The organism is Psychrobacter sp. FME13 (assembly GCF_014861395.1).
GTDB lineage: Bacteria > Pseudomonadota > Gammaproteobacteria > Pseudomonadales > Moraxellaceae > Psychrobacter.
This window is the reverse complement of the sequence record NZ_RRYV01000081.1, coordinates 1-14,137: the sequence shown is the minus strand read 5'-3', so window position 1 is coordinate 14,137 and position 14,137 is coordinate 1. Positions and strand designations below refer to the sequence as shown.

The 14,137-nt window shown below is 40.2% G+C and carries 11 protein-coding genes; 2 read left to right on the top strand and 9 right to left on the bottom strand.

Annotated elements, in window-relative coordinates:
• Both EI164_RS10260 and EI164_RS10255 read right to left on the bottom strand, forming a co-directional pair.
• Positions 1 to 232 (bottom strand): transposase (locus tag EI164_RS10260; protein WP_192518743.1); only part of this gene is annotated, 232 nt, incomplete at its 3' end.
• A gap of 62 nt (positions 233 to 294) precedes the next feature.
• Positions 295 to 2,508 (bottom strand): TonB-dependent receptor, encoded by a 2,214-nt coding sequence (locus EI164_RS10255; RefSeq protein WP_225739222.1) that lies wholly within the window; start codon positions 2,506 to 2,508, stop codon positions 295 to 297.
• Positions 2,509 to 2,949: 441 nt separating this feature from the next.
• Here EI164_RS10255 and EI164_RS10250 point away from each other — a divergent pair, with 441 nt between their 5' ends.
• On the top strand, positions 2,950 to 3,597 hold the full coding sequence (locus EI164_RS10250; protein ID WP_192519868.1) for a hypothetical protein: 648 nt from the start codon (positions 2,950 to 2,952) through the stop codon (positions 3,595 to 3,597).
• A 127-nt stretch (positions 3,598 to 3,724) separates the two neighbouring features.
• On the opposite strand, the gene fhuB is transcribed toward EI164_RS10250, so the two are convergent.
• The 6 genes from fhuB to EI164_RS10220 form a co-directional block, all read right to left on the bottom strand.
• Positions 3,725 to 5,698: a Fe(3+)-hydroxamate ABC transporter permease FhuB gene (fhuB, locus tag EI164_RS10245; protein ID WP_192519867.1), complete on the bottom strand. Its 1,974-nt coding sequence runs from the start codon at positions 5,696 to 5,698 to the stop codon at positions 3,725 to 3,727.
• Positions 5,695 to 6,669 carry an ABC transporter substrate-binding protein gene (locus EI164_RS10240; RefSeq protein ID WP_192519866.1) on the bottom strand — a complete coding sequence of 325 codons (975 nt, stop codon included), beginning with the start codon at positions 6,667 to 6,669 and terminating at the stop codon, positions 5,695 to 5,697. The genes fhuB and EI164_RS10240 overlap by 4 nt, the downstream gene beginning before the upstream one ends.
• Complete coding sequence (locus EI164_RS10235; protein ID WP_192519865.1) at positions 6,666 to 7,430, bottom strand: ABC transporter ATP-binding protein; 765 nt, start codon at positions 7,428 to 7,430, stop codon at positions 6,666 to 6,668. The genes EI164_RS10240 and EI164_RS10235 overlap by 4 nt, the downstream gene beginning before the upstream one ends.
• 89 nt (positions 7,431 to 7,519) lie before the next feature.
• Entirely contained in the window at positions 7,520 to 8,371 is an 852-nt protein-coding gene (locus EI164_RS17405; protein WP_192519864.1) for a siderophore-interacting protein, read from the bottom strand.
• Positions 8,329 to 9,321, bottom strand: a complete 993-nt coding sequence (locus EI164_RS10225) for a hypothetical protein (protein WP_192519863.1) — start codon at positions 9,319 to 9,321, stop codon at positions 8,329 to 8,331. The genes EI164_RS17405 and EI164_RS10225 overlap by 43 nt, the downstream gene beginning before the upstream one ends.
• A complete protein-coding gene (locus tag EI164_RS10220; RefSeq protein ID WP_192519862.1) occupies positions 9,293 to 11,758 on the bottom strand; it encodes a hypothetical protein in 2,466 nt (821 codons plus the stop codon). Before EI164_RS10220 ends, EI164_RS10225 begins: the two co-directional genes overlap by 29 nt.
• A 647-nt stretch (positions 11,759 to 12,405) precedes the next feature.
• On the opposite strand from EI164_RS10220, the gene EI164_RS10215 reads away from it, so the two are divergent.
• Positions 12,406 to 13,157 (top strand): IS5 family transposase gene (locus EI164_RS10215; protein ID WP_105246391.1). Its coding sequence is split into 2 segments (ribosomal slippage): positions 12,406 to 12,613 and positions 12,613 to 13,157, totalling 753 coding nucleotides; the frame shifts between segments, so codons are not numbered across the junction.
• 48 nt (positions 13,158 to 13,205) lie between these two features.
• Here the strand turns inward: EI164_RS10215 and EI164_RS10210 are convergent.
• On the bottom strand, positions 13,206 to 14,066 hold the full coding sequence (locus EI164_RS10210; RefSeq protein WP_192519860.1) for a hypothetical protein: 861 nt from the start codon (positions 14,064 to 14,066) through the stop codon (positions 13,206 to 13,208).
• Between the last annotated feature and the right edge of the window lie 71 nt (positions 14,067 to 14,137).

Here is a 14,137-nt window from a genome sequence, read left to right as displayed (position 1 = left end):
TGAGCTGCCGCTTGAGCTGCTTTATTTCTTGAAGAGCACTCATAAGGTCAGGATCATATTGCTCTGTGCCGACAAGCTTGCCTTGATTGGCTTTGTTATGCCAATTTGATAGCGTTTGCATGGCAATGCCAAGCTGCTTTGCAGTGGCTGAGATATTGCCATTATTGTCTGATATCTTCTTGACGGCCTCGGCTTTAAATTCGTCACTGTAGGTTCTTACTTTCTTGGTCATGGTAAACTCCTGTTAATACGCTTAGTTTACCAAGTTTATCTCTACGGTTTTTTCAGCATAGCTCAGACTGATTGCCAATAATCTTCGCCCGTGACATTGGTTACCATGCCTTTTAAGGTAACATCTTGTCCGGCCAGCACGGTTTTATAGCGAGCTCCAAGATCTAACGTGGTATAACCGTCAACCTTTAAGGTATTGGCATTATCGGCATAGCGTGGGCCCGTATGAATGATTTCACCTGTTAAGGTTAATCCTTCGAGTGCCGCAACATCATATTCTAGATTGACATTGCTTTGTAAGGTAGGAAGACCAATGACTTTATTACCATCTAACGCAGCATCACCAGTGTCTTTTTGTTTGGCACTTAAATAACTGACCCCCGCATTTAGGCGCATATTTTCGCTAGGGCTACCAAATACGGTCAGTTCTACGCCTTGGTGACGGTTTTTACCAGCAGATATAAGGGTGTTTGAAGCATCGATATAGTCACGTGCGGCATCAGTGCGATATATTGCCAAACTACTGCCAATAAGCCCGTTGTCATACTTCACGCCAACTTCGGTTTGTTCGCTTACATAAGGGTCCAAAGCTTGACCAGCATTGGTAACAGGAGCATTGTTATTTGTCTGAGGGGCTGTTTTTCCTGGCGTTAAGCTTTCGATATAGTTACCGTAGAACGACCAATCCATGTTTGGTTGATAGGCAATACCGATACTTGGTGTCCACTCACTCTTATCGTAATGAGCAGTTTCTGCCTGCGTGTTGGCATCATAGCTGGTGGTTTTTATATTTTGATGACGTACACCCAACGTGGTTTTCAGTTTGTCATCGAACAGCGATATGGTGTCTGCTAGCGCAAAGCTTTGGAGTTGCTTTTCATTGGTTAATTTTGGATCGTCTAAATTGCCGCCAAACGTAGTTGTACTTGTAAAAGGGACTTCCGTGTAGTCGGTAGGGCGGTAAAAATTGGTCGCTAGCTGATTGCCAAAATCATATGCGAATGCGCCTTTTTCTTCTTGATCATAGAGGTTTGCGGCCAACACTAAGTTATGAGCCACTTCACCGGTTTGTAATTTACCACGTAGACCAAGCTCGGCACTTTGTACCAAATCTTCTCTAGAGTTATCAAAACGATAAATCGTGCCCGCACCATCAGCACTGTTTACGGTTAAGGTGGCTAGTGAGTTTTCTTCCTCGCCACTTCGTATGCCGTAAGCACCATAAGCGGTGAGATTGTCATTAAAATCATATTCACCTCGAATGGTACCAAAGATATCTTTTTCATCTGAGTACGTCCAAGGCTGCGCCCAATTTTTTGAGCCGTCTGGCGCTTTTGGTACGCTAGAAACACTGCCAAGATTGACACTAGGGCGAGTCTCTTTGAGTTTGTTATCTTGCCAGCCTAAATCTGCTGATAGACGATATTGCTCGCCTTTATAATCTAGCCCAAGCGCTGCCAATCCCAATGTTGAAGATTCATCATCGATGGCACTATCGCCATCTTGATAAGCGGCGTTAAAGCGCACGCCAAATGCATCCTCAGTGCCAAAACGGTCACTCACGTCGACGGCAATTTTACCTTGGTCACCTTGACCATAACCAAGCGTTAATTGGCGTAGTGGGTCATTACTAGCACGTTTTGGTAATAGGTTAATCGTACCACCAGCATTGCCGCCACTAGGCGCTGCACCATTTAGCATGGCAGAAGCGCCGCGTTGGACTTCAACACGCTCAAATAATTCGGTGGCGATATACTGTCGGGGCAAAATACCATATAGGCCATTAAACATCGTATCATCTGATGTGGTGATGAAACCGCGCATAAAGTAAGCTTCTTGAAAGTTACCAAAACCTCTGGCCACGCGGACAGTTGGGTCTTTTTTGAGCAGGTCGCCCACGCTTTGTGCTTGTTGGTTGGCAATGTATTCGTTGGTATACGATGTAGTAGAAAATGGCGTATCCATGATGTCTTGATTGCCTAAAATTCCTACGCGGCTTCCGGTCGCCACTTGGCCACCTTCGTAAGCATCTGGCAATCCATCCGCTGACGCATCCGCACTACTGGTCACTACAATCGTATCAAGTACCACACTTGGTACATCTGATTGACTGTCATTATTTATATCGGTTTGTGCCCACGCCGCTTGGCTTGCAGCAAGTAAAACGACTGAAGTAGAGAGGTGAAAGATAGACAGTGATTTTACTGAAAATGGGTGACGCGCTCTGTTAGTTGCTTTGAGGCAAAATAGAGCAGAATATAGGCGAGACAATTGCATGAATGTTACCAATATGTAAGTTAAATCACTATTATAATGATAAGCATTTTCATTACAATAGTTGCGCGTTATTAATTTTAAAAATTTTGGTGTAATGGACATTATTCATGCTGTCATAGGGTCTAACGCTATATACTGTCTATATTTGCAAGGAATGAACGCCATGAATCAAAAAACTGCCCTTTTTGTAGTGATAAACACACCAAGAAGAATGGACGTAAGCTAGATAAACAGCAGTATCAATGCCTAGCTTGCAGACGGCAGTTTTTAGGTGGCAAAAGACTCAATAACCAAACACTTTGGACTGAATATACCCAAGGTAAACAGACTTACCAACAACTGGCTGATAAATACCACTGTAGTCTTAAAACCATTCAAAGACGCTTAGATAAAGTCAGTATCGAGTATCAGGTTAAACGACCAAAGACTGCTAATATCATCATGGACACCACTTACTTTGGTCGCAAGTTTGGGTTAATGGTCTTTATGGATAACACCACTAAAACCGTTCTTTATTACGCGATAGTGAGTCATGAAACTAATAGTGCCTATAAGCAAGGGATTGATCACCTAGCATCGTTAGGCGTTGATATACAAAGTATTACCTGCGATGGTAGACGAGGACTGCGTACGTTATTTACCTGTACCCCATGCCAGATGTGCCAGTTTCATCAAATACAAATAGTGACCCGCTACCTCACTCGTCGCCCTAAGAACATCGCCAGTATTGAGCTTAGACAGCTCGCTTTAAACATAATACAGCTTGATAAGACAGCGTTCATAAAGCGCTTAGATCACTGGTATTTGACTCATGAAGCCTATCTTAGTGAACGTAGTACCAATGAGGATACTGGTAGAACGTGGTACACGCACAAGCGTCTTAGAAGTGCTTATCGTAGTCTACGAACCAATAGTAACTGGCTGTTTACTTATCGAGAATATGAGCACTTAGATATACCAAATACGACCAATTCTCTTGAAGGGTTATTCAGTGAGCTAAAGCGACAATTGCACAGTCATCATGGGTTAAATGAGTACCGTAAGTTACGGTTTATTAAAGACTTTCTACTATCAAAGTCACTCAAATAGCATGAATTATGTCCATTAGCGACTACCTTCTACTTTTTAGCATGAATTTTGTCCATTACACCAAAATTTTTAAAGCCCTAAATAGCGATAATGTTGTCATGTCGTTATTGAAGTATTAACCATATGGTTACGCTCTAATACGCCGCATCAAATATAGAAAATAAGCGCCGCCAATGATAGCAGCAATGGTGCCAGCAGGTATCTCATAGGGAAATATGAGATAGCGTCCAACCCAGTCTGCTATGACCATTAAGCCCGCGCCTAAGATAGCGGACAGTTGAATTTGACGTTTGAGCTTTACCGCGCCTAATGTGCTGGCGAGGTGAGGTATCATCAGACCCACAAAACTGAGTGGTCCCACTGCTAACGTTGATATCGTACTCAGTAAAGCTACAAGAATGAGTATCAAGGTTTGATACAATCTCAAAGATACCCCAAGCTCACGGGCAATCCCGCTACCTAGGCTCAATATTTCTAATGGTTTGATCACCATAAAGCTTAATAAAAAAAGTATAAAAGCCAATCCTACTAAAATCCATGCCGTTTCTGGACTGGCAAGGTACGTAGAACCTGATAGCCAACTTAACACCGCTTGTAACCGTTGATCGCCAGATATTTTTACCAGACTTAATAAACCGCCCATCAATGCGGCAATGGCCACACCAACTAATAATAAATAAGCTGGATTGATACGACGGGCAAGCCATAAGATCAAGCTAAGGACAATAAAAGCGCCCAATAATCCTGATAATATAATACCTGTATAGCCAAAACTGGGTAGGAAAACAAAGGCCAATACCACGCCTATCGCTGAGCCTGAGCTGATACCGAGTACTTCAGGGCTAGCCATCGGGTTACGTGTTAAGGTTTGTAGCAGCACGCCAGCAGTGGCTAGCATTATGCCAGTGGCGGCTGCGCTTAACGTACGAGGCAATCTAAAATTAACAATTAAATGTCCTAGCGTACTAAGCTGCCAGCCATTTGAAGTAGCCGTAAAGATAAGTACGCCTATGAGCAACAGTATTAAGGCGATACTCCAACCCATTAAATGAGTGTCACGGCGTTCTGAAACTAAAGTCGGAATAACCTCATCGGTATGTTGACGACTTTGGCTCACGATTAACCATATCACCAATGGGGCACCAAGTATGGCCGTCATTGCATCAGCAGGAATATTTAGGCTTAAATAATGTTGTAACAGCGTCGTGGCATTACTGGTGATCCATAACAACAGCGCTCCAAACACATAACCTAATAGCAAACGGTAACCAATACGCCGTACCGAAAACACATTCACCAGTGTGGCAGCCCCTAAACCAATAAAGCCAATAGGCCCCACGCGACTGACGACAAGGGCGGTCAGTAGTGCCACCAATCCCACTACCAATCCACGAATGAGGTTGATAGGAACGCCCAAACTTTTGGCTTGCCTATCATCTAAGCTCATTATTTCTAATGGTTTTAATAAAGGTATTAAGCTAATAAAGGCGATCACACTAGCGATGCTTAATACGGCAGATACTTGCCAGTTATTCTGAGTGAGACTGCCCGCCGCCCACACCATGACGTTTAAGGTTTCTTCAGCATAATAAATCAATAATAAAGCAGTAATAGCGCCCAATAAAATATTGGTTACCAGTCCGCCAAGCACCAATACCAAAGGATTCATGCGGCTAGGCGCAGCTAGAAGAAAAACAATCGCCATACTGCCAAGCGCGCCCATAAAAGCGACCCAAAAACTTCCCCCCAACGCTAAAGTAGGCAGGAATAACGTGACAATGAGCAGCGCCATATTTGCACCGCTACCGACTGCTAGTGTCGTGTCTGAGGCCAATGTGTTTTTTACCAGCTGTTGTAATAAAACACTGACCAATCCTAAAAGGCCACCAGCGGTCAATGCTACCAACATGGTCGGTAGGATTTGTAGCTGGGTACTCATATCCGAAAGTGATAGCTCAAATGAGGGGGTGAACAATTCTAAAAAAGCGAGAGGCCATAGCTGATGTACGACTGCATAACTGCTGACTACTGCTAGCAGCATTAAGAAAACGACCATCATATAAATACGGTTAGCTGACAAAAAATTATTTTTATTCATCATAAATCGGTATGGCCTACAAAAGTGACATTCGTTAAGCGCTCGGCCAAGACATTCATAGAAGCCACGCCACTGTTGTTCCATGTCGCAGGCAGTAAGGCGATACAGCGGCCTTTTTTGCTAGATGCATGCGCTTGATCAAAGGAATAACCCAAGCGCTGCCACACTAAACTGTATTCTAATTCAAGTTTGAGAAGGTCACTAAGAGGTTCAACGACCACAAGGCAAGTATCGTCATTAAGCTGCGCTAAGTCTCCTAGCATAATGGGCGTAAACCCCCATTGATTGCCATCTGCCAACGCTACTAGCTGTAGTCCCATCGTCTCTAAAGCAGGTTGAAACAAACTATTATACGAAAACATACGCAAATTATTAGTATCGGCAAATTGCACGACAGCCAATTTTTTGACATGAGGATAACGCGCATGAAAAGTCTGTCCCGCTTGTAAGATTTGTTTCTTGCTAGTGTTTAAATAATCTTGCGCGGCTTGCGGTTTATTGATAGATCGGCCCAATTCTAACGTGGGTTCTATAAAGTCCTCCCACTTTGCAATTTTGTTAGGGCTGGTCAATTCAATAGAATGGATAGGCAAATCGCCGTACATAGGACGCAGGTGCGCATAAAAAGCGTTGTCTATGACCAAATCTAAATCTAATTGAGAGAACATTTCAGGATTGGGCTGATAGCGTGTTCCTACGTCGAGAGTCGTATCGGGTATAAGAGGCTTACCGACCCATTCTCTATAGAAAGGTTTGTCGCCCATAGCAACTGGTGGGTATCCCATGGCAGTCAGCGTCGCCGCAATACCCCAATCGGGCGTCATGACTTTAGGCGCTTTTTGACTTTCTTGAGGTGACATTGCTTGTGGCGCTTGTGGTGCTTGTGAGGTGGCGTCAGACGACTGGCAACTGCTTAACAATAAACTTGAGCATAATGCCACACATAGCCCGAACGAAAAGGTGAGCGCTTTCATATAACTGCGACTTTATGAGTAGTGGTAGGATGGGTTAGTAGGGTAAAATCGACACCAAATATTGAGCGCAGTACATCCTTTTCCATGGTGTGTTTGACATCATTCATATGGCACAGCTTGCCTTGTTTTAGGGCGATAAACTCATCACAAAACCTTGCTGCTAGATTTAGGTCGTGCAGGATAATCACAACACCTAAGCCTTGCTCATCGACCAATTGACGAATCAGCTTTAACACTTCTATTTGATAGACCACATCCAGCGCCGCTAGTGGTTCATCCAATAGAAGATACTTTGTCTGCTGGGCAAGGCACATCGCCAACCAGACGCGCGCACGCTCACCACCTGACAACGTCGATACTTGGCGGTCTCTAAAGGCGTTAACTTGAGTGAGGGCGATAGCTTTTTCTACTTGTTGATGATCGTTGGCAGTCGGCTTTTGCAGCCATTTTTGATGAGGGTATCTGCCCAACATCACAAGCTCATAGACCGTAAAAGCACCTGCATCAGGTAGATTTTGCGGTAAATAGGCAAGATGCGTCGCCAGTCTTTTAGCAGAAAGACTTCGCAAATCTGTATTTTCTATTTCAATGCCACCTTGCGTGGGTGTCATCTCTCCTGCCATGGCTTTTATAAGGCTAGATTTACCAGAACCATTATGTCCAATGAGGGCATAAAGTTTATTTGGTTCGATGATAAAAGAAGTCGGGTGAAGCAAAACTTTTTTTTGACGAATTAGGCTTAAATTATTGATGTGCATCATAGTGAGCAGTCGAAAGTAAATGAGGCATTTTAAAGAAAAGTAGCTGGTTAATGCAAATGATTTTCATTTTATTTATGGAATTGAAGCAGTTATTGAGCGCGCCAATAGACTTTTATGACCATATCTTGACGAGATAAACCAAGAGTTACCTTTAATTGTTGTCTTAATGATTTGATGTCCGCTGCTTCAAGCGCACCCCAAACCTTGCCAATCTTAAGAGGTAGTGTTGTTAACCTTGCATGTAATAAGCTTATGATTTGTTCAGAAAGATCGGTTGTTGGCGTTTTAATGATATGAAGTAGATTGTCTTGTAGAAAACGCTCATCATGACCTAAGTGCTGACAGAGATTGAGAGTGTGTAAATAACTGATATCTTCTGGATCTTCGGTGATAGCAATGACAAGGGGCGGCAACGGATTTTGCCAGTTTTCTAATAGATTGGCGACGGTAGGTAGAGAGGTTTCATCGCAAATCAATAAGCATTGTCCCTCACTGAGGTGTTCTATTTTTTCTGGATAATCGCGCACCGTTTTTATTGGCATGCCGCAGACGAGAGAGCGTGCCCAATTGCCACCTGGCGTGTTGCCATGGATATAAACATCTATCCAAGCTTGAACAGACAAGCGGATTGGATCTCGCCATGCTTTTCGCAGGGTGTAGTAGCGTTGTAAAGGTTTATCGTTATTTTCTGACTCACCATTTATGGTAGATAAAACTTCAGCATTTAACTCAAATAAATACGCGTAGCCTGGATGATTGAGTGGGATATTATCGGGTGCTGTGACCACCAGTCGATACATATTAGGACTGACATAATAACCATCAGTCACGCGAAAGTGCTGTTCTTGAAGCTTGATCGTACGCTTACCAAGCTTAGTAGCGGATGCCTGTAATAACGCTATATATTGCTCATGTAGTGTTTCAGCGTTACTAATAGGCACAAAAAAGTTGATAAAGTATTGATGATTAACACTAGAAAGGTTTTCAGCGAGGCTGTTATGACTAATGCAGACAGTAATTCTTTATCATTAATCCCGCCAAAAGCTATTAGTGAGAATACAAGCGACGCTAAGGACTGATTCTGATCTTTATTTGCCGTCACCCAATCTGCCATCATCGCTTTAGTTATTTTATTAAAAAGCTTGCCATTTTTCACCCAGTTTTCATCAATTGTTAGTGGGTTTTCTTTTACTAAAACAGGCACACTGGGTAAAGGGTAGGCATACTCTGACTGCATATAAAACGTGTTGTAGTAGCTGACAAATTTAGTCAAAACCTCCCAAGCATAGCGAAACTGAGCCATTGAAGTATAAATTTTAGAACAGACTTGATGTATCAGTTTTTTTGCTTGTTTTAAAAAAGCTTCGAAGTGCTGTTCATCAAGTGGGTGTGTCATTAATGCTAACTGAACTAAATAATCAGCATAAGTTACTTTCCATCGCTTTAGCTTAATATCGTCAGTTGGCTTGGGGTATTTTTCTAGGTAAATCTCTTGGTATTTCTTTGTTGAGAGGATCTTGTAGTCGTAAAAGCTGTTATCTATATCTGTTTGATTGACTAGGTTTTGAAATTCTTGGAATGATTGTTTTTGAATATCATCCCAAAGAGTTTGAAATATATTTAGCAGTTCATATTTTTGATAGATCAGTTTTGATACGTCATTTTGATTTACGCTCAATACATTTTTACTACCTTTTATTTGAGTAAACCCAGCAGTAATTTTGGGTGGGAAAATGCTTTTGTTTATGATTGAAGGGTTATTAGGCTGTTTTGTTACCTCACGCGGTTTACTTTTGTTCTTGCGTTTAGGTTTCTGAGTTTGCTGCGACTTTGATAATTCTTTGAGCGACTTGTGACTGTCGTTATTTGATTTGCTTTTTAATGGTTTCATTTGTTATCGCATTTTTTAAATTTATTTGTTGTGCGATTTTCTCGAAAGCATCACGCACTTGCCAGATTTGTTGCTTGTTTATTGATGAGAACTGTCCCAATGCTTCTTGTCGGTTTTTCTCATGACCAATCACTGTGTTGATCAAAACCATTGAAACGCCAAGCTTTTCAAGCTGGGTACGTAAGAAGTGCCGTGTCCAATAAGAATCCTCAAAAGGCATATAGTCTTTTAATAATCCTGAGATATGGCTTCGCTTGATTTGAATAAGTTTATCGTAACTATCTGATAACATATTAAGTAAGGTTAAGTCATCTTGTTCTTGTTTGATCTGATGAATCATTTTATCGACCTTGGCACTCGCATAAGGCTGATAATCGACAAGAAATAATTGGTATTGTTTTAAAGTTTTTAGAAGAGAAGGGCACAACGGGATTAATCGATGGTTTCTGACAACTTTATTAGGTTTATCTGCAACTTCATACCAACCTACCTCTAAGTCAATATCTTTAACATTAGTCAGTCCATTATTTGGACGAGTACCGGTCAGCAAGCAAAATTGAATCCAAATAAAAGCGCTATACCTATTGAAGTGCTCTTCTTTATTAACGCTATCATTAACCCATACCGATAGGTTCTGTAAAAACGTATTGACGTATTCTGAAGTCAAGGCAAATCCAGAACCTGTAGTAAAATCTGTTTTGGTGTTGGGCTTCTTAATAAAACTATCGTCCAATTGATTGTCATAGTTAAGAAGCTCTATTGCTTGACGATAACGATTAACAAGAAAATTGTTACTATGACTGCTGTAGTAAGTAGAGGGGGCAAGAGATGCTGGTATTCGACAAATCAGATCGGCAATATGTTGATTACTACCCTGAATATATCTGTGTAAAATAATATGCAAGGCGGTTTCAATACGTACTACTGATAGATAGGGTAGATTCATTTCTTTTTTTATAGTGCGAATATAGTCTAGAATATTCTCTTTATCTGGTAAGTTTCTTTCATGAGAAAGGGGTTTTATTAAATTTATTGGCATTGGTAGGCGAATAATGCTTTTTTGGTTTTCGTGAATATTCGCATTATAATCCTGTTTACGATCAGTGATTTGTAGCTGATACTGCATATATGCAGTGTTTTCTAAAATGGTAAATAATCCAGAATTTGCAACGAAACCAGTTGTAATCAAAAACTCTACAGGAACCGCTGTCATCATTGATAGGAGTAGGGCTAAAGAGGCTTTATTGTATTTATAGTCGTATCGATGTGAATCTATTGCTAGTCTGCCAAAAACTTGTTTTAAGCCTGCCAAAGAAAGCGTTCGGACATTAGAGTTAAGCTCTAGTTCTCTCTGACTGATATAGCTATGATGAACATTTTTTTCTATCCTATGTAACGGTTGTATGTAACGAACTTTTTTATCAGGCAAGTCTAAGCTGACAATCAGTGGCCGTTCTAAAGTATCAATATATTCTTCGATATTCCTAGGTTTTGTTGAGTTTGGTGAATACACTTCATCATCAAAATTTGGTATTGAAGGATATTGATAGTATAAATGTGGAGCTTCGTTTTCAATATCGTATCTACTCAGATTCCAGTAACTATTCTCTACCCAGGTTGAACCGTCTACAAAACTAGCTAACTGTTCGGTAATCTCTCCTTTAAAAGGATCCACATATCTATTTTTCTTTTTGCGCTGGCGAGTGATTTTTTTATTAGGATAGTAGGCTTGCTCAAAGCATTTAACAATCGCGTCAAGCTGCTTAAATTTTTTACTGCGGAATTTGATGGTTGCGTCACTTTCATCAATGTTTGTTAGCAGCTCTTTTCGTACTTCTTGTTCGTACGCTACTATTCTCAATTGCTTTACAAAGAATAAATAGATGAAGTCTACTGTATTTGATAACTCTTCTAACTCGTCAAGTTTTGGTAATATGCTCCAAATCCATCGGTTATTCTTAGCCTTAGAAAATACGGGTAATTTGAATCTGTTAATTATATTCGTTAAATGCGTCCTTGCTTTTTTGTGATGTGATAATAACAAATACGTGTGAATGGATATGCATAACCATATTATTTCTTTGTGCTCATCACGGGTTAAGTTAGCTAACAAGAAAAGTGGTTGTAGAATCGGAGGTAATGCATTAAGTGTCTTTTTACTGACTTCTTCTTGAAAAAGCAAATCGTTTTTTATAGCTATCAACTGCTCTATTAAAGGTGGCGATCGTTGTTGAATGCTTAAGTTAATTAAAGTGGCAATTTCCTTCAGTGAGTCTATCCAGTTCTCAGTGTAGTTATATCCATCTTCAACACTCAAAAAATCAACTTGTTTAATAAGCTCGTTATCCGTCAACAGAACAATTTGATTACCATCATCAGGCATTATATTTCTCGCTATTTTTTGACTCATTTCGTGCGTTATCATATGTCCTTTCATGGATATTCATGTGTCTGCAAAATAGCAAGATAGAGTAGCTATTGAGATTAAACAAATACTGACATTGTTCTGTGGTCAAAATCTTGATCAAATCTTTATGTACATCATAGTAATTTAAGTTTTTTTGGCTACGAATGGCTCTATTTATAAAGTTAATAAGTTCATAAAAAATAGTTTCCAGCCTATGAAATTCAGGGGACTCGTTGTCGTTAACGTAGATACAATGTACTTGCTTATCTGTAGCTTGCTGTATGTGTCTCTTACAAAAGATTGCTAAAATATAGTTATTTAAGAAGATGAAGTTTTTGTCTTTTATTGTAACAAATGTAGTAGCTGCTAGTGCTCTTTCAATCTCTATCTCAAGAAAATCATCTTCTAATCTTGATAAGATCTCATAAGTTAGAATGTAAAGTTGCTTAAACTCGTCATGGTAAGTAATAAACTGCTCTGAGATATAATTGAGTGAGTATTGTTTTAGTTTCACTTTATAATCCATTATCTGATAATGTTGCAGGATGCATGCTCAGTAATTAGGGTAGTGGTACAGTCGAAGTAAGGTTTTATATTAGGGCGTGTCTTCAATTGGATAAGGCATAAATAATAGTTACAATACCGCATCTATTGAAACGATGCGAGCAATACAAGTTATGGCAAGAAAAGCATTAACAGATACACTTTGGGATCAATTGCAATCGACGATGATAAAGTACGGCTGCTATCAAACTCAAAACAGCCGAGAGATCATGGAAGCCATACTGTGGAAACTACGCACAGGCGCGCCTTGGCGTGACATACCTGAAGAATTATGTTCATGGAAAACAGCCTATAGTCGCTTTAATCGATGGTCGAAAACTGGCTTATGGGAGAATTTTTTTTTAGCTTACGAAAAGAAATTGATACGGAATGGGTATTCACAGACGGAAGCTATGTTCGCTGTCACCAGCATGCAAGTGGAGCTCGGCGTGGTGCAGATCGAGCAATTGGACGAAGCCGTGGCGGCGCAACTACAAAGATACACCTATCCTGTGATGCCGATGGATATCCGCTCGATTTTAAAATCACTGGGGGTGACGTCCACGACAGTCAAGTTGCAGGTGAATTGATTGACATGATTGGACAGGCAGATTGCTTTATCGCTGATAAGGGCTATGACTCAGAGGCTATCAGAGATAAAGCTCGAAGCCATAATATGATACCTGTCATCCCTAAAAGGAAGAATACAAAACAGCCTAATCCAGAATTTGATAGCTACTTGTACAAGCTGCGTCATCTTGTTGAAAATATGTTTGCAAGGCTTAAACACTTTCGTAGTATCGCCACTCGCTATGAGAAGTTAGCTCGTAATTTTAAGTCAATGCTCTATCTGGCGTGTACTATCGTTCATTGTAAGATGAATTGAAGACACGCCCTAGAAGCTATCAAGGATTTAACGGTTAATGTATCTAATTTAAAAAGGCTCCCAGCACAAGCGTGGCAACTTCATAGAGGCTGGAGTCGGTAAAGCTAGATTAGGACTATAGTAAAAAGATAAAACTTGTTTCATATGTTGGATCTGGTTGTTATATTTCTTTGCATGAGTTATGGCTTCGTATTCACTGCGAAGTTTTACAATATAGAATGTTGAGCTGTCTTTTTTCTTGCGAAAACACAAGGCATAAATAGTTTCCTGAAAAAGTCTTTTACTTTTAATGCCATTATCAATCTTTTCGTACAGCACTGGATTTTTTAGGAAATTTTTAATATTTATTTCAAAATCGTCTAAATAAAAATCTATCGATGTTTTAAATAAGGTTTTGCGTTTATTTGTTAAGTGTTCACTAATATAAAGTGCTTGCACCCATATTTTATAGTCACGTTTAGTTGTAGTTACTGTACGATAGTGAGTTGATGGTTGACTTTCTTTGTCAAATGGAGGTGTATTATTCTCTACTTTTTTCATAGACTTTTTTACTAAAGCCATTTCTGAGTATCGTTCATAGCGTTCTTTAGCTAATAGGCATTGCTCAGTAGTGATTTTCCATGCTGAATTTTTATGATAAGCAGGAGGTAGGATCGTAATTATTTTACCAGAACGTTCATCTTGAATTGCTACATAGCAGAATTTATCTTTTTGACTAAAAAATAGTAAATGCCGACGAGATGAACCTGCAATTTGCCCGATGTTCACACATGCTCCATTATCAAGCAGTTTCATTAATTCTAAACTATCTATAGATGTACGCTGAAAGATACGTTTGGCGGCATGAGAAGATGGATAGGCAAAACGTTGTTGACGGAAACTAAAGGCTTCCAGTTCTTTGTTGCTCATAAGCTTACCCGCCTAATATAGTCAATCCTACTTAAAAATGTTATAAAATAATTAACAAATTCAATTGTTAT